22 protein-coding genes are annotated in these 24560 nt (G+C 37.2%); 14 read left to right on the forward strand and 8 right to left on the reverse strand.

Annotation, left to right across the window (positions count from 1 at the left end; translation table 11 throughout):
* Window positions 1–20: 20 nt before the first annotated feature.
* Both B4D49_RS07305 and B4D49_RS07310 read left to right on the forward strand, forming a co-directional pair.
* The gene (locus B4D49_RS07305) at window positions 21–617 is read left to right on the forward strand and encodes a LysM peptidoglycan-binding domain-containing protein (RefSeq protein ID WP_199544882.1); all 597 of its coding nucleotides are present in this window, start codon (window positions 21–23) and stop codon (window positions 615–617) included.
* Window positions 618–832: 215 nt separating this feature from the next.
* Window positions 833–1507: a transglycosylase SLT domain-containing protein gene (locus B4D49_RS07310; protein ID WP_132868810.1), complete on the forward strand. Its 675-nt coding sequence runs from the start codon at window positions 833–835 to the stop codon at window positions 1505–1507.
* A 28-nt stretch (window positions 1508–1535) separates the two neighbouring features.
* Here the strand turns inward: B4D49_RS07310 and B4D49_RS07315 are convergent, their stop codons facing one another.
* The 3 genes from B4D49_RS07315 to sdaAB all read right to left on the reverse strand — a co-directional run bounded on the left by B4D49_RS07315 (window position 1536) and on the right by sdaAB (window position 3817).
* Entirely contained in the window at window positions 1536–2171 is a 636-nt protein-coding gene (locus B4D49_RS07315; protein WP_132868809.1) for an HAD hydrolase-like protein, read from the reverse strand.
* Between the two features lie 90 nt (window positions 2172–2261).
* Window positions 2262–3134, reverse strand: a complete 873-nt coding sequence (gene sdaAA, locus B4D49_RS07320; protein WP_199544876.1) for an L-serine ammonia-lyase, iron-sulfur-dependent, subunit alpha — start codon at window positions 3132–3134, stop codon at window positions 2262–2264.
* Window positions 3135–3145: 11 nt separating this feature from the next.
* On the reverse strand, window positions 3146–3817 hold the full coding sequence (sdaAB, locus tag B4D49_RS07325) for an L-serine ammonia-lyase, iron-sulfur-dependent subunit beta (RefSeq protein ID WP_286783652.1): 672 nt from the start codon (window positions 3815–3817) through the stop codon (window positions 3146–3148).
* A 257-nt stretch (window positions 3818–4074) separates the two neighbouring features.
* Here sdaAB and mnmA point away from each other — a divergent pair, with 257 nt between their 5' ends.
* The 8 genes from mnmA (at window position 4075) to rpsD (ending at window position 13123) form a co-directional block, all read left to right on the forward strand.
* Window positions 4075–5196, forward strand: coding sequence for a tRNA 2-thiouridine(34) synthase MnmA (mnmA, locus tag B4D49_RS07330; protein ID WP_286783653.1), 1122 nt, complete (start codon window positions 4075–4077; stop codon window positions 5194–5196).
* A gap of 64 nt (window positions 5197–5260) precedes the next feature.
* Window positions 5261–5899: an RpiB/LacA/LacB family sugar-phosphate isomerase gene (locus B4D49_RS07335; protein ID WP_286783654.1), complete on the forward strand. Its 639-nt coding sequence runs from the start codon at window positions 5261–5263 to the stop codon at window positions 5897–5899.
* 220 nt (window positions 5900–6119) lie between these two features.
* Window positions 6120–8024: a tRNA uridine-5-carboxymethylaminomethyl(34) synthesis enzyme MnmG gene (mnmG, locus tag B4D49_RS07340; protein ID WP_132868805.1), complete on the forward strand. Its 1905-nt coding sequence runs from the start codon at window positions 6120–6122 to the stop codon at window positions 8022–8024.
* A 109-nt stretch (window positions 8025–8133) separates the two neighbouring features.
* Window positions 8134–10113, forward strand: a complete 1980-nt coding sequence (locus B4D49_RS07345) for a DHH family phosphoesterase (RefSeq protein ID WP_199544874.1) — start codon at window positions 8134–8136, stop codon at window positions 10111–10113.
* Window positions 10110–10562: a 50S ribosomal protein L9 gene (gene rplI / locus B4D49_RS07350; protein WP_199544873.1), complete on the forward strand. Its 453-nt coding sequence runs from the start codon at window positions 10110–10112 to the stop codon at window positions 10560–10562. The genes B4D49_RS07345 and rplI overlap by 4 nt, the downstream gene beginning before the upstream one ends.
* 34 nt (window positions 10563–10596) lie before the next feature.
* Window positions 10597–11958 carry a replicative DNA helicase gene (dnaB, locus tag B4D49_RS07355; protein ID WP_074482289.1) on the forward strand — a complete coding sequence of 454 codons (1362 nt, stop codon included), beginning with the start codon at window positions 10597–10599 and terminating at the stop codon, window positions 11956–11958.
* 24 nt (window positions 11959–11982) lie between these two features.
* On the forward strand, window positions 11983–12255 hold the full coding sequence (locus tag B4D49_RS07360; RefSeq protein WP_004233634.1) for a Veg family protein: 273 nt from the start codon (window positions 11983–11985) through the stop codon (window positions 12253–12255).
* A 256-nt stretch (window positions 12256–12511) separates the two neighbouring features.
* The gene (rpsD, locus tag B4D49_RS07365) at window positions 12512–13123 is read left to right on the forward strand and encodes a 30S ribosomal protein S4 (RefSeq protein WP_014295480.1); all 612 of its coding nucleotides are present in this window, start codon (window positions 12512–12514) and stop codon (window positions 13121–13123) included.
* 98 nt (window positions 13124–13221) lie between these two features.
* Here the strand turns inward: rpsD and B4D49_RS07370 are convergent, their stop codons facing one another.
* Complete coding sequence (locus tag B4D49_RS07370) at window positions 13222–13758, reverse strand: TetR/AcrR family transcriptional regulator (RefSeq protein ID WP_199544944.1); 537 nt, start codon at window positions 13756–13758, stop codon at window positions 13222–13224.
* 131 nt (window positions 13759–13889) lie between these two features.
* Between B4D49_RS07370 and B4D49_RS07375 the strand changes: the two genes are divergently transcribed.
* Entirely contained in the window at window positions 13890–16604 is a 2715-nt protein-coding gene (locus tag B4D49_RS07375) for a YhgE/Pip domain-containing protein (protein ID WP_286783655.1), read from the forward strand.
* A gap of 151 nt (window positions 16605–16755) precedes the next feature.
* Entirely contained in the window at window positions 16756–17109 is a 354-nt protein-coding gene (locus B4D49_RS07380) for a DUF1304 domain-containing protein (protein WP_074965511.1), read from the forward strand.
* 35 nt (window positions 17110–17144) lie between these two features.
* On the opposite strand, the gene B4D49_RS07385 is transcribed toward B4D49_RS07380, so the two are convergent.
* From B4D49_RS07385 to B4D49_RS07400, 4 genes are all read right to left on the reverse strand, one after another.
* Window positions 17145–18050, reverse strand: coding sequence for a DUF4097 family beta strand repeat-containing protein (locus tag B4D49_RS07385; protein ID WP_286783656.1), 906 nt, complete (start codon window positions 18048–18050; stop codon window positions 17145–17147).
* Window positions 18047–18631 carry a DUF1700 domain-containing protein gene (locus B4D49_RS07390; RefSeq protein WP_132869466.1) on the reverse strand — a complete coding sequence of 195 codons (585 nt, stop codon included), beginning with the start codon at window positions 18629–18631 and terminating at the stop codon, window positions 18047–18049. The genes B4D49_RS07385 and B4D49_RS07390 overlap by 4 nt, the downstream gene beginning before the upstream one ends.
* Window positions 18618–18944: a PadR family transcriptional regulator gene (locus B4D49_RS07395; RefSeq protein WP_132869467.1), complete on the reverse strand. Its 327-nt coding sequence runs from the start codon at window positions 18942–18944 to the stop codon at window positions 18618–18620. Before B4D49_RS07395 ends, B4D49_RS07390 begins: the two co-directional genes overlap by 14 nt.
* A gap of 152 nt (window positions 18945–19096) precedes the next feature.
* Window positions 19097–19678 (reverse strand): TetR/AcrR family transcriptional regulator, encoded by a 582-nt coding sequence (locus tag B4D49_RS07400; protein WP_199544871.1) that lies wholly within the window; start codon window positions 19676–19678, stop codon window positions 19097–19099.
* Window positions 19679–19992: 314 nt separating this feature from the next.
* Here B4D49_RS07400 and lepB point away from each other — a divergent pair, with 314 nt between their 5' ends.
* Both lepB and B4D49_RS07410 read left to right on the forward strand, forming a co-directional pair.
* Window positions 19993–20607, forward strand: a complete 615-nt coding sequence (gene lepB, locus B4D49_RS07405; RefSeq protein ID WP_132869791.1) for a signal peptidase I — start codon at window positions 19993–19995, stop codon at window positions 20605–20607.
* A 19-nt stretch (window positions 20608–20626) separates the two neighbouring features.
* Window positions 20627–24560, forward strand: a 3934-nt coding sequence (locus B4D49_RS07410) for a SpaA isopeptide-forming pilin-related protein (RefSeq protein ID WP_286783657.1), incomplete at its 3' end; no start/stop codon positions are given.

Consider the following 24560-nt stretch of genomic DNA (forward strand, 5'->3'; position numbering starts at 1 on the left):
AACAAAAAAAGGAGCATATAATGCAAACAAATATTTTTAAAACTAAATCGAAATCTATTAAACTTGGTCTTGCCGGTGTAGCCGCTGCAGCAGCACTAATTATCCCAACAGTTGCTAGCGCAGATTCATACACAGTTAAATCAGGTGATACACTTTCTGAAATTGCTGTAACTTACAACACAACAGTTGAAAAATTGGCTTCAGTAAACAGCATCGCAAATGTTGACTTCATTACTGTAGGTCAAATCTTAGAACTAGATCCAGAAGCTACTGCACCAGTTGCAACTGAAACTGCTACAGTAGAAGCTGCACCAGCAGCTACTGATAACTCAGCTGCAGCAGCACCAGCTGCGCAAGCTGAAACAACAACTTCTTACACATCAAACTTGGGTACTTCAGACGCTCAAGCTAAAGAAATCATTGCTCAACGCGAATCAAGCGGTAGCTACACAGCTCAAAATGGTCAATATTATGGTCGTTACCAATTGACAATGTCATACCTAAATGGTGACTTGTCAGCTGAAAACCAAGAACGTGTTGCTGATTCATACGTTGCAGGACGTTATGGTTCATGGTCAGCTGCCCTTGCATTCTGGAATGCAAATGGTTGGTACTAAGATTTAGAGATAGAATTACCAGTATTAGAATAAAAAGATTGAAGAAATTTCTTCAATCTTTTTTGTTTTACTTTAAAAAATTAGCGTTTTCATTGGGAACTTGGTGTTAATTTCAATATCTCTGTAATATTTTTAACATATTTTCAATCTCCGAGTAATAAATAAATTATATGATAGGAAACAGGAGTTCTAGAGAGGTATATATTTTATTTATTATGTATAGTAGGATTACTAAAGCAAAACATAGAAAAATCAGAAATATTATTGTCAGCATCCTTGGAGTCATTTTTGTTGCGGCAATGATTGTTGTTCTTATTCCAAAAATAGAAGCATTTGCAGAAACTATTACAACTCGTTCAGAAGCAGGAGCTGCTAAATCTGTATCAACGTCAAGTTCAGAAAGCTCTGACATGTCATCAACAAATATTAGTTCTACAGAAGCTGAATCAGAAGAGCCTAGCAGTTCTGTAGAAGAAAGTGAAGAAGTTGAATCATCATCTGTAGAGGAGACATCGGAATCTGAAGTAGCAAGTTCTGAATCTGCACCAGTTACTGATGCTACGACTGTTGTAGCTACAAGCTCTACAGTACCATCTTCAACCACTCAATCATCAGCATCTACAGTAGTTGCTGCAAACGGAAATACAGCAGGCGCTATTGGTTCAGCTGCAGCAGCACAAATGGCTGCTGCTACGGGTGTTCCTCAGTCAACTTGGGAAGCAATCATTGCTCGTGAATCTAATGGTGATCCAAATGTTGCCAATCCATCAGGAGCGTCAGGTTTGTTCCAAACGATGCCAGGTTGGGGTTCTACAGCTACTGTTCAAGATCAAATTACAACTGCTATTAATGTTTATAATTCACAAGGACTTTCAGCTTGGGGATACTAATTTAATAAAAGAAAAAGCACTAATCATCTTATAAAGATGATAGTGCTTTTTTAATGTCATGTGGGTGATGGCAAATACTTTCAGCGCCATGTTCTTGTAAGCTTTCTAGGCTGCCAAATCCCCATGTTACTCCGAGTCTTCTGACACCTGTTTTTTGACCACCAATCATATCAAATTTTGTGTCACCAATGATAACCGCTTCATGTGCTTGAATACCTTGTTCTGTGAGACAGGCATTAATCACATCAGCTTTATGGAAATGTTGAGGAGTAGAACCATAGACTTTTTTAAAATGTGAAATGATACCAAGTTCTGACAACATGAGATTAGCCATTGGTTGGTGTTTACTTGTGGTAACAAATAGTGAGTAATTTAGATTGTTTAACTCTTGTAGTGCTTCTGAGATACCGTTATAAAGAGAGACTTGATGGACACCTTTTTCCCCATAATAGTCTCTAAAGGTTTTAATAGCGTGATTGACATCGTCTGCTTGGTCAAAATATTGCCCAAAAGTTACTTCTAATGGAGGTCCGATAAATGTTGACAGTTGTTTATCTGTTTGTAAAGGTAGGTGTAACTTTTCAAAAGCATAATTAAAAGCTGCTTTAATACCGGGGCTAGAATTTACTAGTGTTCCATCAAGGTCGAATAAGATTGATTTCATATTTACTCTCCTGTAAATTTTGTCAACGTTGATTGACAAAATCGTCAATTAGCAAGAAAATTAGCGCTTAGTATTTCAATACTAGGTGGATTATTCACCAAATATTTTAGCTTGTAAGCGGCGTCCAGTTGGTGTGGCTGCTAAGCCACCTTCAGCGGTTTCTCGGAACGCCGTTGGAAGACTAGATCCAACTTGGTACATCGCATCGACTACTTCATCAACTGGAATTTGTGATTCAATGCCAGCAAGTGCCATATCAGCAGCGACCAACGCAAAACTAGATCCAAGGGCGTTACGTTTAACGCAAGGAACTTCAACAAGCCCTGCAACAGGGTCACAGATAAGACCTAGCATGTTTTTTATAACAAAGGCGATAGCTTGGCTAGCTTGATAAGCAGACCCTCCAGCGGCCTTTACAAGAGCTGCTGCACTCATTGCAGAAGCAGAGCCGACTTCGGCTTGACAACCACCTTCAGCACCAGAAATCGATGCGTTATTTCCAATAACAAGTCCAAAAGCACCCGCAGTGAACAAGAAGTCAAGTTGCTCTTCTTCAGAAAGGTTTAATTTATCAATAGCTGTTGTTAAAACGGCAGGTAGGCATCCAGCAGAGCCTGCTGTCGGTGTGGCACAAACCAGTCCCATTTTAGCATTTAATTCGTTGACAGCTATAGCATTTCGTACGGCTGTTAGCACAGTTGTATCAGATAAGGTTTTGCCAGATTTTAGATAGTTGTCCATTTTGACAGCATCTCCTCCGGTTAAACCGCTAATTGATTTACTAGGAGTGAGTCCATCAGTAACAGAATTTTTCATGACTTGAAGGTTTTTTTTCATGATGTGAATGATTTCTTCACGGCTACGCCCACTTAATTCTGTTTCTGTGGTAATCATTAGTTCAGCAATATTACCGTTAAAGTCTTTATCGGCTTGTTCAACTAATTCTTTAATAGAATAAAACATTCTTTTCCTTTCTAATCAAAGAAATTCACATTGTGTAAGTGCGGGATATGTTGGATTTGTTCAACAGCCTTATGACAATCACGTGAGTCAACTTCAATAATCATGATTGCTTTTTCACCAGCACGTTCACGAGTAACGTTCATTTGAGCGATATTGATGTTGTGTTCAGAAAGAATATCTGTTACTTTGGCAATCATACCAGGGATATCTTGGTGAACGATAATTAAGGTTGGCGTATTCATTTTTAAAGAGACAGAAAATCCATTAAGCTCAGTCACTTCGATATTTCCACCACCAATTGAGACACCAGTGATGCTCATTGTTTTATCCCCTTTTTCTACGGTGATTTTAGCAGTGTTTGGGTGAGGGGCATTGCTATCTTTTAGGATATCCCAATAAATACGAACGCCTTTTTGGTGAGCAATTTCTAATGAATTTTTAATATCTGGGTTATCGGTATCCATTCCTAGGATACCAGCAACGAGTGCTTTATCAGTTCCGTGTCCACGGTAAGTTTTAGCAAATGAATTATATAAGTGAAATGTTACGGAATCAGGGATTTCTCCGAAAATAGAGTTAACAATTTTTCCAATACGAACAGCTCCAGCAGTGTGGCTGCTTGATGGGCCAATCATAACAGGTCCGATAATGTCAAATACGGATTGGAATTTAAGGTTTTTCATATCTGCTCCTTTAAGAATCTATGCTTACTTATTATAACAAAGGATATGACTTGGGTAAACGATAATAAACCGCTTAACTTGATTAAAAATGAGAAAAAAATGTAAAAGGAAAGCATAAAAGACTTACATAATAGAGATTTCATGTTATAATAGACTTCGCGTGGTTTCACGCATTCAAAATCGACCTTCAAATCGATTTTTGAAAAACTAGGCCCTTCAAGCCTATGTTCGAAAAATATCTTGATGGGAGGATTATCATGACAGATAATTCAAAAACACGTGTTGTTGTCGGTATGAGTGGAGGCGTTGATTCGTCTGTAACAGCTCTTCTTTTGAAAGAACAAGGTTACGATGTTATCGGTGTTTTCATGAAAAACTGGGATGACACAGATGAATTCGGTGTGTGTACAGCAACAGAAGATTATAAAGATGTAGCAGCTGTAGCTGACCAAGTTGGTATTCCTTACTACTCTGTTAACTTTGAAAAGGAATATTGGGATCGCGTTTTCGAATATTTCCTAGCGGAATATCGTGCAGGACGTACACCAAATCCAGATGTTATGTGTAACAAAGAAATCAAATTTAAAGCTTTCCTTGATTACGCTATGACACTTGGTGCTGATTACGTGGCGACTGGACACTACGCACAAGTTTCTCGTGATGAAGATGGTACAGTTCACATGCTTCGCGGAGCAGACAATAACAAAGACCAAACTTATTTCTTGAGCCAATTGTCACAAGAACAATTGCAAAAAGTAATGTTCCCACTTGGTCATTTGGAAAAACCAGAAGTACGTAAAATTGCAGAACGTGCAGGTCTTGCTACAGCTAAGAAAAAAGATTCAACAGGAATTTGCTTTATTGGTGAAAAGAACTTTAAAGAATTCCTTAGTCAATATTTACCAGCGCAAAAAGGTCGTATGATGACTATTGATGGTCGTGATATGGGTGAACACGCTGGATTGATGTATTATACAATCGGTCAACGTGGAGGTCTTGGTATTGGTGGACAACAAGGTGGCGATAATCAACCATGGTTTGTTGTCGGAAAAGACCTTTCAAAAAACATTCTTTACGTTGGTCAAGGATTCTACCATGAATCATTAATGTCAACTAGCCTTGACGCTTCAAGTATTCACTTTACACGTGATATGCCTGAAGAATTTACAATAGAAGTTACAGCAAAATTCCGTTACCGTCAACCAGACTCTAAAGTTACAGTACATGTTAAAGGTGACAAAGCAGAAGTTGTCTTTGATGAACCACAACGTGCCATTACACCAGGTCAAGCTGTTGTTTTCTATGATGGCGAAGAATGCCTAGGTGGTGGAATCATTGATATGGCTTATAAAAATGGAGTCGCTTGTCAATATATCTAGTTGACAAAGGTGTAAAGATAAGTTGACAGATTTACTTTTGGGAATGATGCTAGGAGATTATCTTATGAGAGTGGGAGTTATTCAAGCGAGTACAAGGTCAGATATAAATGACCTCTTATTTCAATCAGTGCAGAAAGCTGTAAAGGGACTACACGAAGTTGTTAACTTTGGAATGTTCCCAAATGAAACAGCAAACTTTTCATATGTTGAAGTGGCTGTTATGGTAAGCTTGTTGATTGAAACACAAAGTCTAGATTTTGTGGTGACTGGTTGTTCATCTGGTCAAGGGATGATGCTTGCTTGTAATAGTTTACCTGGCTTGCGTTGTGGCTTTATTCAAACACCACAAGATGCTTATCTTTTTGGTCGTATTAATAATGGCAATGTTGTTTCTTTGCTATTAGGCTTAAATTTTGGGTGGTCAGGTGAGCTAAATTTACAGTACACTCTAGATAAGTTATTTGAAGATGAGTTCGGTTGTGGATATCCAAAAGAAGACGCTGAACGTAAACGGCAAGATGCTGACAACTTGGTTAAGTTAGCGACTATCACCAAACGCTCTTTTAGTGATATCCTAGATCAACTCGATCAAAACCTTCTTCGAAAAATCTTATGCCGAGAAAGTTTTTATAACTATCTTATGACTAATGGGAAAAATCAACTATTGCTCGAAAAATTATCGGCAATTAAATTGACATTTTAACTTAATTTGATACAATAATCATAACAATAATCATGATGGTCAAAGCTCATGAGAATTGTGCGTTTTTGCCGCACAATTTTCGAGGGTTTTGACCGTTTTTTGTTTTACTAATCGTATTTTATATTTGGAAAGGAATGCTTTGAGTAGCTTAGCTAATCTTTTGATTACTTTAATTTGATAAAAAGATTGGCAAAGGTTTACTTGATATTGTAATTGAATCATGACACATGAATTTGCTGAAAATTATGATGTAATTGTTGTTGGTGCTGGGCATGCTGGTGTAGAAGCTAGTTTGGCTGCAGCTCGTATGGGTTGTAAAACAATGCTCGCAACAATCAATTTGGAAATGTTATCCTTTATGCCATGTAACCCTGCTATTGGAGGTTCTGCCAAAGGTATCGTCGTTCGTGAAATCGATGCTCTTGGTGGAGAAATGGGTAAGAACATTGACAAGACTTACATCCAAATGAAAATGCTTAATACTGGTAAAGGTCCTGCTGTACGTGCTCTTCGTGCACAAGCTGATAAGGCGCTTTACTCTCGTACAATGAAGCATACTGTTGAACAGCAAGATAATTTGACATTACGTCAGTCAATGATTGAAGAAGTTTTAGTTGAAGATGGAAAAGTTGTTGGTGTTCGCACAGCTACTAATCAAAAATTTTCAGCTAAAGCTGTCGTTATCACAACTGGTACAGCTCTTCGCGGTGAAATTATTTTGGGTGAACTCAAATATTCATCTGGTCCAAATAACAGCCTAGCTTCAATTGGACTTGCAGATAATTTGAAAGAACTTGGACTTGAAATTGGACGTTTCAAAACAGGGACACCTCCACGTGTCAAAGCAAGTTCTATTAATTATGATGAAACAGAAATTCAACCAGGTGATGAAAAACCAAATCATTTCTCATTCATGTCTAATGATGAAGATTACCTCAAAGACCAAATTCCTTGCTGGTTGACCTATACTAACCAAACTAGTCACGATATTATTAACAAAAACCTTTATCGTGCTCCAATGTTCTCAGGTATTGTTAAAGGGGTAGGTCCTCGTTATTGTCCATCTATTGAAGATAAAATTGTTCGTTTTGCAGACAAGGAACGTCACCAACTCTTCTTGGAACCAGAAGGGCGTGAAACTGAAGAAGTTTACATTCAAGGTTTGTCAACAAGTCTTCCTGAAGATGTTCAAAAAGAATTAGTTCATTCTATCAAAGGACTTGAAAATGCCGAAATGATGCGTACAGGATATGCGATTGAGTACGATATCGTTTTGCCACACCAATTGCGCGCAACGCTTGAAACTAAGAAAATTTCAGGTCTCTTTACAGCTGGTCAAACCAATGGTACATCAGGTTACGAAGAAGCTGCAGGTCAAGGGATTGTTGCTGGTATCAATGCTGCGTTGAAGGTTCAAGGTAAGCCAGAAATGATTCTTAAACGTAGTGATGCTTATATCGGTGTTATGATTGATGATTTGGTAACAAAAGGAACTTTGGAACCTTACCGTTTGCTAACAAGTCGTGCTGAATATCGATTGATTTTGCGTCATGATAATGCAGATATGCGTTTGACTGAAATTGGTCACCGTGTTGGTTTGGTTGATGAAGAACGTTATGAACGTTTCTTGAACCGTAAACGTCAATTTGACAACGAGTTGACAAGATTGTCAACTCTTAAAATTAAACCTGTTAAGGAAACTAACGCACGTATTGAAGCACTAGGTTTCAAACCGTTGACAGATGCATTGACAGCAAAAGAATTCATGCGTCGTCCTGAAATCAATTATGAAATTGCGACAAGTTTTGTTGGTCCAGCTGAAGAAAAACTTGATAGCAAAGTAATTGAACTTTTGGAAACAGAAATTAAATACGAAGGTTACATCAATAAAGCTCTAGATCAAGTAGCCAAGATGAAACGCATGGAAGAAAAACGCATCCCTGCTAATATTGACTGGGATGATATCGATTCTATTGCGACAGAAGCTCGTCAAAAATTCAAGAAAATTAATCCTGAAACTATCGGACAAGCAAGCCGTATTTCAGGGGTTAACCCAGCTGATATTTCTATCTTGATGGTTTACTTGGAAGGTAAACAAAAACACCATCGTAACCAAGAAGATTAAGTATCATTAAAACAAGAAAGCAACCCTTATTAACTGGGGTTGCTTTTCTGCTTTCCTACTATAAATTAAGGCTGTTTTATGGTATAATTGTAAGCTAAGAGGTTAACCAATGAAAAGATTTCGATTTGCAACTATCCACTTAGTCATGATTGGCCTTATTTTATTTGGCATCTTGGCTATTTGTGTCAGACTTTTTCAGACGGAGTCAGCTATCTTAGCTGCAATCTTTTTGGCGCTTTCTTTACTTGTAGCTTTGCTCTACTATCAGAAAGAAAATTATGAGTTATCGGAACTTGAACAAATTGAATTATTAAACAACCAAACGGAAGTTGGTCTAAAACATCTTCTAGAACAAATGCCAGTTGGTGTTGTTCAGTTTGATCAAGAAACAAACGAGGTAGAGTGGTTTAATCCATATGCAGAGCTCATTTTCACTAGTGAAGAAGGAGAGTTTGAGGATGACGTCATTCGTAGAATTATTGGGGCTAAGCGAGAAGGGGACGCCACTCAGACATTTGAGTTAAATGGCAATAAGTACTCATCTTACATCGATTCTTCAACGGGGATTTTCTATTTCTTTGATACATCTATGGGGAATCGTCAGTTGGGAGATGCAGCCCTTTTGCGTCCAGTTATTGGAATTATTTCCATCGATAATTACGATGATGTGACAGATGATTTATCAGATGCTGAGATTTCACAAATCAATAGCTTTATTGCAAACTTTATTTCGAATTTCACGAAGTCAAAAAATATTTTTTATCGTCGTGTCAATATGGACCGATTCTACTTCTTCACAGATTATGCTGTTTTGAGTAGTTTGATTGATGATAAATTTGATGTTTTAGAAGCTTTTCGAAAACAGGCTAAAGAAGAGCACAACTTACCGTTAACACTTAGTATGGGTGTTTCTTACGGAGATGATAACCATCAACAAATTGGACAAGTAGCCTTGCAGAATTTAAATACTGCGCTTGTACGTGGTGGAGATCAGGTTGTTATTTGTGAAAATGATGAGCATAAGAAGCCGTTGTATTTTGGTGGTGGTTCAGTATCTACTGTTAAGCGTACACGTACACGTACACGTGCCATGATGACAGCTATTTCAGATCACATTAAAGGTGTTGACCGTGTGTTTGTTGTTGGTCACCGCAATATTGATATGGATGCTCTTGGATCAGCTGTAGGGATGCAATTCTTTGCAAGTAATATTAACGAAGAGTCTTATGTTGTCTATAATCCAGACGAAATGAGTCCAGATATTACGCGTGCTGTACAAAGACTGCAAGACGATGCAAAAACTAAATTAATTACTATCAAGCAAGCCTTGTCAATGCTGACAGAACGCTCATTGTTGATTATGGTTGATCATTCTAAGATTGACTTAACCTTATCGCAAAAGCTTTACAATAAATTTACAGATGTGATTGTCGTGGATCATCATCGTCGTGATGATAATTTCCCAGAAAATGCTATCTTGACTTTCATTGAAAGCGGAGCAAGTAGCGCAAGTGAGTTGGTTACAGAGCTAATTCAATTCCAGAATGCTAGGAAGCATCTAAGTAAAATTCAAGCGAGCGTCTTAATGGCTGGTATTATGCTTGATACGAAGAACTTCTCAGCAAGTGTAACGAGCAGAACGTTTGATGTTGCAAGCTATCTACGAGCACATGGTAGTGATAGTATCGAAATTCAAAACATTTCTCAAACTGATTTTGAGGAATATCGATTGGTTAATGAATTAATTCTTAGAGGCCGAAAAATTTATGATAACATCATCGTTGCCAGTGGTCGTGATGGTGTTAATTATAGTAAAGTAGTTGCTAGTAAAGCAGCTGATACCATGTTATCTTTAGCAGGTATCGAGGCGACATTTGTTTTGGTGCAAGTGGCTCCTAATAAAGTTGCTGTTTCAGCACGTAGCCGTAGTAAGATTAATGTTCAGCGCATGATGGAAGAACTTGGTGGCGGTGGTCACTTTACTCTAGCTGCTTGTCAGTTAGAAAATATGTCAGTGAGCCAAGCCGAGGGTGTTTTACTTGATGTGATTGAAAATGATTTAAGAGAAAATATGGAGGCAGAGAGATGAAAGTAATTTTTCTAGCAGATGTCAAAGGAAAAGGTAAAAAAGGTGAAATCAAAGAAGTTCCAACAGGTTATGCTCAAAACTTCTTGATTAAGAAAAATCTTGCTAAAGAAGCTACTAACCAAGCCATTGGTGAATTAAAAGGTAAACAAAAATCAGAAGAAAAAGCACAAGCTGAAGTGTTAGCTGAAGCTAAAGCTCTTAAAGCTGAACTTGAAAAAGAAGAAACTGTTGTTAAATTCACTGAAAAAGTTGGTCCTGATGGACGTACATTTGGTTCAATTACAGCTAAAAAAATTGTAGAAGAATTGTCGAAACAATTCGGTTTAAAAATCAACAAACGTTCAATTGCTTTAGATCACCCGATTCGCGCAATTGGCTCTGTTGAAGTACCTGTGAAATTACATAAAGAAGTAACTGCTGAAATTAAATTAAACATTAAAGAAGCATAATTAAGATTTGAGCTTACTAGGGGAGGTGAAAAGATTGGCAGAAGAGCCAGAATTGAGAGTTCAGCCACAGGATTTATTAGCAGAGCAATCTGTCTTAGGTTCTATTTTTATCTCGCCAGATAAACTCATCACTGTTCGTGAATTTGTTAGCCCAGATGATTTTTATAAATACTCTCACCGAGTTATTTTTAAAGCAATGATTACTTTGAGTGATCGTAATGAGGCTATCGATGCTACAACAGTGAGAACAATTCTTGATGACCAAGGTGATTTGCAAAATATTGGTGGCTTGTCATATATTGTTGAATTGGTCAACAGTGTGCCAACAAGTGCCAATGCAGAGTATTATGCTAAGATTGTTGCTGAGAAGGCAATGCTGCGTAATATTATCTCTAGGTTGACAGAAACTGTAAACCTGGCTTATGAAGGAGCTACAGATTCAGAAGACGTGATTGCTGGAGCAGAAAAAGCTCTTATTGAGATTAATGAACACAGCAATCGTAGTGGTTTTCGCAAGATTTCAGACGTCTTGAAGGTTAACTATGAAAACTTAGAAATTCGTTCACGTCAAACGAGTGATGTTACTGGTTTGCCGACAGGTTTTCGTGATTTGGATAAGATTACAACAGGTTTACACCCTGATCAGTTAGTCATTCTAGCGGCGCGTCCAGCCGTCGGGAAAACAGCTTTTGCTTTAAATATTGCGCAGAATGTTGGAACTAAGCAAAATAGACCAGTAGCCATCTTTTCTCTGGAAATGGGAGCTGAAAGCTTGGTTGACCGTATGTTAGCTGCAGAGGGAATGGTTGATTCCCATAATCTTAGAACAGGTCAGTTAACAGATCAGGAATGGAATAATATCACCATTGCTCAAGGAGCCTTGGCGGACGCACCAATTTATATTGATGATACACCAGGGATTAAAATTACTGAGATTCGCGCGCGTGCACGTAAGCTATCGCAAGAAGTTGAAGGCGGTCTTGGTCTGATTGTTATTGACTACCTTCAGTTGATTACAGGGACACGTCCTGAAAACCGTCAACAAGAGGTTTCTGATATTTCACGTCAATTGAAGATTTTGGCTAAGGAATTGAAGGTTCCTGTTATTGCCTTGAGTCAGTTGTCTCGTGGTGTTGAACAGCGTCAAGATAAACGACCAGTTTTGTCAGATATTCGTGAATCTGGTTCTATCGAGCAAGATGCCGATATTGTAGCTTTCTTATATCGTGATGATTATTATCGCCGTGAAGGTGAAGATAACGAAGATGCCGTTGAAGATAATACGATTGAAGTTATCTTGGAGAAAAACCGTTCTGGTGCGCGTGGAACCGTGAAATTAATTTTCCAAAAAGAATATAATAAATTTTCTAGTATTGCGCAATTCGAAGAGCGTTAATAAAGATAAGGAGTAAGATAAAAGATGAGTGATGCATTTGCAGACGTTGCTAAAATGAAGAAAATCAAAGAAGATATTAAAGCCCACGAAGGTCAATTAGTTGAATTGACGCTTGAAAATGGTCGTAAACGTGAAAAAAACAAAATTGGCCGTTTGACAGAAGTATACCCATCATTGTTTATCGTTGAATACAACGAAAATTCTGATGTACCTGGTGCCATTAATAATTCTTATGTAGAATCATACACTTATTCAGATATTTTAACTGAAAAAACATTGATTCGTTATTTTGATTAATTTTATCTAAGAATTAACATACAAAAGGCTTTACAGAGCCTTTTTTTTATGTTAAACTATGCTTTGTGTGAAATAATAGCAGGAGAGTATGAAGCTCGTCAACAGTTGGCTCTTCTACAGTTTTTCTTTCTATAGAAAAGCTCCTAGAAGTCGGAAAAGTAATCTTGGCTGTTTAGATGAAAGTCAACTGCACGAATCAGGATTCTCTAAATTGTTATTTCCTACAAAATTTTTATTTTATAGGAGGACATTTTAAATGTCACGTTATACAGGTCCATCATGGAAACAATCACGTCGCCTTGGCTTGTCTCTTACAGGTACAGGTAAAGAATTGGCACGTCGTAACTACGTGCCTGGTCAACACGGTCCTAACAACCGTAGTAAACTTTCTGAATACGGTTTGCAATTGGCTGAAAAACAAAAACTTCGTTTCACTTACGGTGTAGGTGAAAAACAATTCCGTAACTTGTTCGTACAAGCTACTAAGATTAAAGGTGGAACTCTTGGTTTCAACTTTATGGTTCTTTTGGAACGTCGTCTTGACAACGTTGTTTACCGTTTAGGTCTTGCAACTACTCGTCGTCAAGCTCGTCAATTCGTTAACCACGGTCACATCCTTGTTGACGGTAAACGTGTTGATATCCCTTCATACCGCGTAACTCCAGGTCAAGTTATCTCAGTTCGTGAAAAATCAGCTAAAGTACCTGCTATCCTTGAAGCTGTTGAAGCTACTCTTGGACGTCCAGCATTCGTATCATTCGACGCTGAAAAACTTGAAGGTTCATTGACTCGTCTTCCAGAACGCGACGAAATCAACCCAGAAATCAACGAAGCACTTATCGTTGAATACTACAACAAAATGCTTTAATTCTCAGTTTATTGAAGTATTTAAAACCACGGCTTTTACCGTGGTTTTTTTCTTTTTCAAAAAAGATCACCGATAGGTGATCATAGTGAGAGGAGTTTTTACAAAGGTAATAGCTTTAAGATAAGGTTAGTCATTTGTCGAGGTGATTCTTTTTTTCCTTTTGCAATCCATGATTGGCAAAGTCCGAAAAAGGCGTAAGCGAAATAAATACTACTGTATTCTCTCTCAGTTGGAGTTAGCTCATCGCGGCCAAATCTGTCTTGTAAATCAGTATTAATGAAGATGCGTACCTTATTGACAATGAAGGCCTGAAATTCACGAGTTCCGTTAGCTGAAATTAAAGCTGATAATAGTTGTTCACGTTTTAGAAATTCGAAGATTTCTAAAAAGGCTTGTGCTTTATTTCCTTCATGCTTTTCGAAGATATACTCGACTTGATTGAAGAGAGTTTGTTGGCAAGAATCGATTAGCTCGAATTTATCTTTATAGTGTGTGTAGAAGCTAGAGCGGCTAATACCGGCTTCTTTGGCTAATTTTATGGTTGTGATATCATCGAAACTCTCTGATTTCAAAAGGCTAACCATAGCTTCTTGAATAGCTTTTTTAGTGTTTGCTTTACGGTTGTCATGTGCCATAATGATAATCTTTTGAACAGCTTTAGACAGAGTGTCCAAAAACTCCTCCTTTCGACTTGAAATTATTTCATATCCTTGTATAATATATTTTATCATAATTTTTGAACAGTGTGTCTAAATTAGGAGAAAATATGTTAGAAGAATTAAAAGCACTTATTAAAAGTCCCAAACTTTGGGTGACAATGATTGGGGTTGCGCTTGTTCCAGCTCTTTATAACTTGTCATTCTTAGGCTCTATGTGGGATCCTTATGGGAATGTAGAGAATTTGCCAGTGGCAGTTGTCAATGAGGATAAGTCAGCAACGCTAAATGATAAAACTTTAAAAATCGGCGATGACATGGTAGACAGCATGTCTAAAAATAAAGCTCTTGATTATCATTTTGTTAGTCAGAAAAAAGCTGATAAAGGGTTAAAAGATGGTGACTATTATATGGTTATCACTTTACCAGAAGATTTATCAGAAAAAGCATCAAGCTTGCTAACAGATAATCCTGAGAAATTAAACATTAAATACCAAACAACAGCAGGTCGTAGTGTTGTCGCTTCAAAAATGAGTGAATCAGCAATGACTAAGCTCAAGGATACTGTCTCAGAAAATATCACGAAGACTTATACAAAAGCTGTCTTCAAGAGCATGACAGACTTGCAAGATGGTTTGAAAAAGGCTAGTGATGGTGGTAATCAATTAGTAGATGGTAGCCAAAAACTTGAATCAGGTAGCCAAACTATTACTGATAACTTGAATAAAGCTGCCTCAGGAAGCCAACAACTTGCTGATGGTTCAACAACACTTGTTAATGGTCTCGGTGAATATACAGCTGGTGCTGGAAAACTAGCACCTGGTCTTGACAAACTCTCTGGAGGTGTTTCAGCATATACCAATGGTGTCGGACAATTATCAGCTGGTTTACCAGAGTTACTAGCTGGTGCTAATAAATTATCAGCAGGTGTGTCAGAGTATACCACTGTTGAAGGTCAAGTCGCTAATGGAATGCCTCAATTAACGCAAGGGTTTAATGCGTATGCTAATGGTGTTTCAAAAATCTCAGCAGGTCAATCTGCCTTTGAAACAGCAGTAATTTCATATACTAACGGCGTAAGTCAGCTTTCAGCAGGTTTGACTCAATTAAATGTCAAATCTAAAGATTTAACTGATGGTATTAATCAATTACAAACAGAAAGTAGTAATAATCTAGAACAATTGATTGCAGGTGCGACTAGCCTAAATAACGGCTTACAAGCCACTCAAAATGAACTAAATAATACAAGCTTGCCAGACACTTCACGATTACAAGAAAATCTTAATAATCTAAATCAACTTGGACAAGATTTGTCTGCGATGAGTTCAGTGATTTCATCTATTAATAGTTCAGACTTGGCAGCAGTACAGTCAACGTCTGCTTACCAAGGTCTTAGCCCAGAACAACAAGCTGAAATTGATGCTGCTATCACTAATAATGGTGCAACAACTGCAAATAATTTAACAAGTCAAATTTCAGGTATTCAAACAAAGCTTGCCTCACTTCAAGATTTATCAGCACAATTAACGAATTTATCAGCTCTTCTTGATAAAGTAGCTACCTTAAAAGCTAATGCTTCAACTGCTAGTGCAGGAAGTCAACAATTAGTAGATGGTTTAACGCAATTTAAAGCAGGTTTGACATCAGATCAAGGTATTCCAGCTTTGGCTTCAGGTATTTCTAGCTATACATCAGCTGTTGGACAATTAACTACAGGAGCTAACCAAATAACTGGTAATAATGAAGCGTTACTATCCGCAGCCTCTCAATTGAGCTCAGGTAGCAATCAACTTGTTTTAAATAGTCCTGAATTAAGTAATGGTCTTGCTCAAGTTCAATTTGCAACTTCAGCTTTAGCTGCGAAAAATGAAGAATTAGTGAGCGGTGGTAAGGCAGTAGCTGGCGGTGTTAAAAAAGCAACAGATGGCGCTAATCAACTCGATTCTAAAAGTGATGAGTTAAGAAGCGGTGCAAGTGAAGCTGCATCAGGTGCTAACAAGTTAGCTGCAAACAATGATAAGCTAAATAGTGGTGCTAAGAAATTGCAATCAGGGGCACAAGAATTGGCTTCTGGTTCAAGTCAATTGGCTGCAGGTAGTGGTACATTGACAAATGGATTGACAAGTTTGACAGATGGATTGACAACCTTGACAAGCTCATTATCTGATGCAAGTCATCAATTATCATTGGTTTCTGTAGATAGTAAAAACGCAAAACTAGTTTCTGAGCCAGTAACTACAACTGCTAAAGATAAAGATAGCGTGAAAACAAATGGTATCGGTATGGCGCCTTATATGATTGCTGTATCACTTATGGTTGTCGCTCTTTCAACAAATGTTATCTTTGCAGATTCATTATCTGGACGTCCTGTTAAGAACCGTTTTGAATGGGCAAAACAAAAACTATTCATTAATGGTTTGATTTCAACAGCAGGTTCATTGATTCTATACGGTGCTATTCAATTCCTCGGATTTGAAGCTAACTATGGTTGGCAAACCCTTCTCTTTATTATCTTGAGTGGTTGGACATTGATGGCTCTTGTAACAGCTTTGGTTGGATGGGATAATCGTTATGGTTCATTCGCATCATTGATCATGTTGTTATTACAAGTTGGTTCTGCGGGTGGTTCATATCCAATCGAACTTAGTCCGAAATTCTTCCAAGTCGTACATCCATACATGCCAATGTCATATATCGTTAGTGGTTTACGTCAAACCATTTCTATGACATGCTCAATCGGTAAAGAAGTTGGTGTTTTAACTGGATTCCTTATCGCTTTCATGGTATTGGGTGTCATCATTTATAGAAAACAAGATGCAGAGTGATAGATTTCCTATCCTCTGTTTTTTTGTAGGCAAATCATTTGAAGAATGTCTTAAGCTTTAGTATACTTAACAAAAGTCGATTAATTTAGAAACGTTTACGATGAGTTTACAGGTGTGTAAAATCTGTAGATTATGAGAAAGAGGAGAAAATATGTCAATTATTACACTGATTTTAGCTGCTTTAGTAGCTTTGGAACATTTTTACATTATGTATTTAGAGACATTTGCGACACAGTCTAAAGCAACAGCGCGTGTCTTTAACATGTCAGAAGAAGAGCTGCAACGTGAATCTGTAACCAATCTATTTAAAAACCAAGGAATTTATAATGGTTTGATTGCTGTCTTTTTGCTTTACGGTATCTTTACAGGAAATGCAACTGTTGTGGTCATTTTCCTTTTGAATGTTGTTCTGGCAGCTCTTTATGGTAGTGTGACTGCTGATCGAAAAATTATTATTAAACAAGGTGGTTTAGCTATTTTAGCTTTGTTAACATTTTTATTTTAAGATATAAAAAGGTGCCGTGTCGGCACCTTTTTAGTTTAATTAATAGTAATGTCACCGGTATTACCGTCAACTTTTAGGATGTTTTTGGTTGAAGGAATTAGGGAGCTAGAGATATCGCTATCTCCGATATTGTTGCTAGCTTGAACTGTAAGTTCTTTATTGGCAAGGGTAATGTCGACGTCTCCAGTTGAGCTAGATAATGTATTGAGACCTTCCAAATTAATACCATTTGCAGAAAAATCACCGAGTGAAATGTCAATGTTTGAGTCAATGATTTTGCCATTTTCAAAATCAATATCACCTGTGCTTGTTGTTAGGCTGAACTTGTTTAGATTGCAGTTTTGGAAATTTCCCTCTCCGACAGCGATAGTCAATTTACCAGAATTAAAGTTACAGTTGGTAATATCTAAAACCCCTGCACTGAGTTCGATGTTGGCGTAATCGGCAGTCACATCACTGAATTGCAAATCACCGGTTTTTAAATTGGTTTTTATGGAGTGAATATCCATATTTTTAGGGATAGAAATAATAATGGTGTGCTTATTGGTAATCGTACCGGTTTTAGCAAGGTTGATGAGGTCTTTTAAGCTAAAGAAATTAAATGATGTTGAGTGATCTTGCCAGCCACCAGTTTGTTTAACGGTAAGCGTCCCATCGCTTGTAACCTGATAAGAGACTGGGAGTTTTTTTGTGTCTGAATATGAGATAAAAGGTTTATCAATATCGACTTTTGAAACCACAACATCAAAGGTTGAGGCATTAATATCAATTTTATTAAATTGGTCAAGAGTTACTTTGCTTTGCTTGATGTGTGATTTAACTTCGTATTTTTGGTTGAGTTTTGTTAAACCTCCAGTAGCCAGACCAATTCCAGCTAGCCCAGCTCCTGCTAAACTAGCTCCAATCCCGATACCTAAAACAATTTTTGTCCACTTTTTCATGATTTTCTCCTTTTACTTGCCGCTTTTTGAATTAATTTGCCGATACTTTTTACTGCGAATTTCCCAACAGCACCAGCAGCTAAAAGAGCTAGTAGTGCTAAGCCGAGTGATAAAAGTCCCAATCCTAATCCCAAGGCTGTTGTTGATGGCGCGATACTAAGATAAGACCAACTGTCAATCAGCATGTAAACACCAGATGTTAAAAGGGCAACTCCTAGAGCTAGTACCATGGCTATAATGGCAATTCCGAACGCCAAAATGGTAATAATAACCATAAGTAGCGCCAAAATAAGTGGTAGGGCAACTGGGCTAGCTAGAATAGCAAGGATAGCAATCCAGATAATGATAGCCTTGTTTTTAGGTGATTTTTCATCTTCAACAATCTTCTCATCGAGTAATCGGCTAATAATGTCGTGCGCTGCATCTTTAGGTGATCCTAGTTCAGCAATAACTGCTTCTTCATTTTCGGGACCAGCTTCATCGAAATATTCTCTGAAGTAGTCCATGGCTTCTTGATAGTCATCTTTTGGCAATTTTTTTAGGTATTTATCTAGTTTTGCCAAGTAGTCACTTCTCGTCATCCTCTAATCTCCCTTCGACAATCTCCTCAATTTTAGTGGTGTATAATTGCCATTCGTCTTTTAGAAAGGCAAGTTGTTGTTTACCACTTTCTGTAGTTGTGTAGTATTTGCGTTTACGACCTTGGTATTCTTGTTGGTAGGTGTCCAAATAGCCCGCCTTTTCTAGTTTTTTTAAGATGGGATAAAGTGTAGATTCCTTAATGTTGGCCACCTCTTTAATTGTATGACTGATGGCATAGCCATAAGAATCTTCTTTATCAACGATAGCTAGAATAAGAAATTCAATCACAGTCGCAGAAGTTGGAAAGTACATAGCAAATTCCTTTCTGACAATATATAAAATTTTTATATATAATTATTTTATATATAAACTATAAATCAGGTTAATTTAAAAGTCAAGTATAATATATAAAAATTTTATATATTATAAGAATTGGAGCATAAAAAATCAAAAAAGCTAGAGATTTAATCTCTAGCTTTTTGATTTTCCATTGTGTAGTAAGAATATAAAGGGGCTTTTGTTAATTTTAAAAAGTCTTTTTTAAATTCTTGGGGTGGTACAGGTTCTTCTTGAAGAAGCCAAATTTTGATAATAGCTGCAATTTGTTCGACGATAATTTTGATTAAGACATCTTTGGGGAGATTAAAAATGTCGCATTTGGGGTGAATAATTTCTGATGCCCATTCTACAAAACCATTAACAATGGTATCTTCGAATGTTTGTGTAATCGCGGCAGTATGTAGAAGTTTTAAATGCTCTTTTTTATCGTAAAGAACGGGTAGCAACTTATCAGCAACATAGTCCACAGGGTTACCATCTCTTTTTTTGTCATAGTGGTGACTCCATTGGCGAATTTCCCAGATGATGTAGTCATCGACATAGGTAATGATTTCACTAAAATTCTTAAAGTGTTTCTGATAAATCGCTTGTCTAGAGACGCCAGCTTTTAAAGCAATTTCAGAGATGGTAAAGTTTGTTTTTTGAGGATTTTCTGTGACTAATTCGAAAAAAGCACCTATGATTTTTTCACGTGTGTATCTTGCCATTGTATTTTCCTCCAATAATAATTTGTATTCTACCATAAAAAACACGATTTTTTCTCATTATTAGAAAAGAAAGACAATTTCTTTTTTTTGAGGAATCTACGCCATGCAAACCCTATTAGATTAACATTCTGTCAATCTTTTTTTTAATTTTATCACTTTTTATTTACAGGTTGTAAATAAAAAGTGATAGCTTTTTACTAGATATGAGGATAAAATTAAGTCGTAAAAAAGGAGATCGGGTTAAAAAAGGCTGTCATATTAAGCCTAGGAGTTTGTTAGGAGTCATTAGAAACGAAAAAGGATTTGTAGTCAAAATGAAAAAGTTTTGTACTGTCAGGACGCAAGAAATAAGCATAAGTGATTTACCTGATTCAAAGGAACTATTAAAAGAACTAAGCAAAGTAAAGTATCGAGAGCGTTATTTTCGGACGCTCAGAGGAACGATTTTCACATTGATTACAGTAGCGGCTATTGCCGTACTCGTAGCGACAATCTGGTTGCCAGTTTTACAAATCTATGGAAATTCAATGACGCCTAACTTAAAGGCTGGAGACATGGTGGTTTCTGTTAGTAGTAAAAATTTGAAACAGGGTGATGTCGTTGCATTTTATTACAATAATAAGGTTTTGGTGAAACGTGTGATTGCGGCATCTGGTCAATGGGTCAACATTGATGAGGACGGGAATGTCTACGTTGATGGTGAAAAGATTGATGAGCCATACCTTGCTGAAAATGAAAAGGCTTATGGTGAAACGAATATTGATTTGCCTTATCAAGTTCCAGACGGAAAATTCTTCGTTATGGGAGATCACCGAAGCGTTTCAATTGATTCGCGTAACAATGCTGTTGGCACAGTAAGTGATGAGCAACTAGTAGGTAAACTAACATTTAGAATTTGGCCACTAACACGATTTGGAACAATAGAATAGAAAAAAGAAAGGAGTACTTATGAAAAAGCTGTGGATAAAACTAGCGGCTTTAGTAAAGAAAAGGTTGCAAGAAAGCTTAGTTGCAAAAATTGCTTTAGGAATATCTGTTGTTGTTGTCTTTAGCACGACTTACGCTTTGATTTTACCCGCCCTAACAATTAGTACAGATAGCAGTTCTTCTGTTATTCAGTCAGTAAGTAGTTCGGAAGAAACAACTACTGAAGCTTTGCAAGAAGAAAGCAGTCAAGAAGAAAGCAGTCAAGCAGAAAGTTCAAAGGTAACAGATAGTAGCACAACAACATCAGAAGCAGAGACAGAGTCGTCAGATCCAGATGCTGTCGCCGCGGGAAGTCTCAGTGCTGAAACATCAGATGTTACGGTGACGGCAACATACGAAGATAACACGTTTTCAGAACCTGTTACGTTAAAAGTCAGCCCAGTATCAGATACAAGCGCTATTAATGACAAGTTGACGTCTGTTTTGAGTGAAACAAAGCAAACTTTGGCACAAGCTTACACATATGATATTTCGTTTGTCACAGCAAGTGGCAAGGAAGTCGAACCAAGTAAGGATGTCAATGTTTCAATTGCCTTTAAAAATGCCGTTTTAAACTCTGAACTACAAAGTGGTTGGAAACTCTATCACTTTGTGGACAATGATGTCAATAAGGTGGAAGACCTCACAGAACAGACTGATACAACGATTAATCAGGACAGTTCGAATAGTGTTACAAGTGTTAATTTTAAATCAGATAGTTTCTCAAATTATACTATTGCAGGTGTTACGTATGCTGATTTTTCAGATTACTTGACGGGATACATCTATGATGAGAGCAGTGCCGTTGAAGATTTGTCAACACAGACTTTGACAGTTAATTTAGAACTAGATTATACGATTTCTAAAGCACATCTGGATGCGGATAGATATTATTACCTAGAGCTTCCTGATGATACGGCTATTGGTCAAGACATCAACCTTAACACAGAATATATTGGTAAGGATAGTAATCAAGTTGATGCATACACTTACAAATTTACTTATGATAGTCAAACAGGTAAATATTATATTTTAATTGCCTTTATTGAAAGTTACGTTAATGACATTATTGATGGAACACAATCAACGGGGTGGTTAAAATACGATGCGACCTATGGATCTACACATTTACAAAATGATGGTAGTTATAAAGTTCAGTATTCAGATAGTCTAGTGGTAACTATCCCTGAGGATGTTATTTCAAAAAATTATGACTTAACTACTTCGAAGTCTGGGTCAGTTACATATGATGGTGATACTCCATATATAACATATACGGTACGGGTTGACTCAAAATATGGTACACCAAGTTCAATTGATATTAAAGATGTTCTTACAGCATCTGGAGTTTCAATATCTGCACTTGACTCTGTAAGTGTTACAAAATCGACATACGCAGGAAACACTGGTAATGTAACATCAACAGAAGATGTTTCATCAGGTACTTATTCCTATAGCTTTAATGCATCAAATAAGACTTTGAATATGACTTTACCTCAACTGGTTTCTGGTGGTGTAGATTCTAGTGGAAATCCTATTGGACATTATTACACAGTTACATATCGTTATAAAGTTTCTGGTCTGACAGCTGGTTCACCGGTAACAGCTAATAATACAGTTACAGCTACATCTCAGACCGATGAGGATGATAAGGAAACTCACTCAAGTAGTTCAAGTGTGACTTTATCACTTAATCAGGTTGATAAGCAGGGTAGCTATAATGCAAGTGATGGAACTATTACTTGGACAATTAAGGTTAATAGTAGCCATAATGATATAGCTGGAGCATTGCTAACGGATGAGATGTTTTCTCAAGCAAGTAGTGTAAACATTTCGCCGAATACTGGGGCAACTCTTCAATATTCTAATGGAAAAATCACTGGTATAAAATTTAGTGCCACTTCTGATAATAAAAATATCAATGAGTATACTATCACTTATACAACTTCAGTTGATCAGTCAAGTTTAGGCTGGGATTCAAGCAGTATCAAGAATAAGGTTACTTTAGATGATGACGGTAACACCACAACATCAGACGATCAAGTTACAAAAGAAACCGAAGTTACGGTACCTGGAACTGGAAGTTTAACTAAGGGAGTTTCAGCAGAAGGAGTCGCATCATCTGGCTTGAGTGAACTTACTTGGGAAGTGGAAATTGAGATGCCAAATTCAGGAGTTCTTAGAAGTGGAACGGTGTTTACAGATACCTTGAAAGATCCTTATAATCAGAATTCGGAAATTCATTGGTATACTAAGGATCAACTAGAGGATTTATATCATCGACTGGTAGAGATTTTCGGTACTGGTCGCTTTACTCTTGAAGCGCGTCAACCAAATTACGGTGACTATACTAGCTATAGTGATTTAAGTGATACCGTTCATTATACTGAATTCAAGGTAACATTGACAGCTGATTATACCTCATCAAACAATATAGGTATTCACTATAAATCAACAATTGATTTAGATAAAAGTTCAACACAGAAGTATGCTAACACCATTACCTCGGGAACACATAATGTTACTAAAGAATATGATTATAGTGAAAATACTAATGTTGTAAAAATGGATGGTAATGGAAACTCTGGTACAACTAATACTACAAGCTCAGATGGGACTGTTACTTGGATGGTAAGAGTTGATTTGGATGATAATGCAACTAGTATGACAGTTACAGATACTTTGCCAGAGGGAGTTAGTCTAACAGGTCTCACTTACGGTCAACGTTGGGGGCAAATTGCTGCCAATATTGATAATGATATCCTCACAGAGGGAGCTAATGGCTGGGGAACCTATAACATTAAGTTAGATGGTTCTATTTCGGACGCTGGTGTAGTAACATTGAACTTTACCACAACTGATGGTAAGAGTTTGAAGAATAACATTAGAGGTAATACTAGCTTTTGGCTCACATTCACAACTCATTATGATGATTTTACTGTAGATGGTGCTAAAATTACAAAAAGCCTGACTAATAATGTTTCTGTAACCGTTGATGGTGAAGAATATGGTTCGGATGATCAAACGCAAAACGTAACATTTGATGGGAATAGTGGTTCTAATCCGGGGACAGATACCAAACCTATTTCTAAATCAGGGGAATGGGATAATGCAAAACGCCAATTAAGTTATAGTTTAGATATCAATCCAGAAGGTGCTGATTTAGTTGAAGGTTCTGATGAGATTACCCTGACTGATACTATGCATAATTGGTCAAATGAAGTCTCAGAATACTTAATTCAAGATTCTGTCAAACTTTATTATGCTGATGGTACAGAGGTACCAGCAAGTGAGTGGTCTTGGAAAGTCACCTCTACTGACGATGGTTGGGGAAACCACTATCATACATTGGTAGTAACTCTAAAAGACTCAACGCCTTATATTTTAAAATATTCATATCAATTAACCAAAGCAAATGAAGACAATGCCGCTTATTATTATCCTCACAATACGGCGACACTGGAAGGTGTAGCAAACGGTTCGGATAGTACCACTACAACGGTGCATTGGCAAAGAACGGGAACAAGTTCTGGATTTGATACTGAGAAAGCTTATATTATTAGCAAAGTTGATGCGGATAATTTTGGTTTAGCTTTAGAAGGAGCAACATTTACTGTTTACAAGTATGACGGAGACCTGGATGATAGTAACGATGAGGTTATCGGTACTCCTTATCAGACTAATGCTAAGGGGCAGATTTCTATTGTATACTCTAAAGGTATTTACCAAGAGGATATCATTTACTACGCTAAAGAAACAAAAGCTCCAGCGGGATATAATTTGCCAGATAATCCAGAGAAGCACTATTTTTATTGGGATGAGGACGGCAGCCTTTCTACATTACCGATAGAAATTCAACATATTACGAACCTCTCGGAAAATAATGGCTCGGCTTACGTTGAAAACGAAAAGATTA

This window comes from Streptococcus sp. UBA4344 (genome assembly GCF_002393675.1).
GTDB lineage: Bacteria > Bacillota > Bacilli > Lactobacillales > Streptococcaceae > Streptococcus > Streptococcus vicugnae.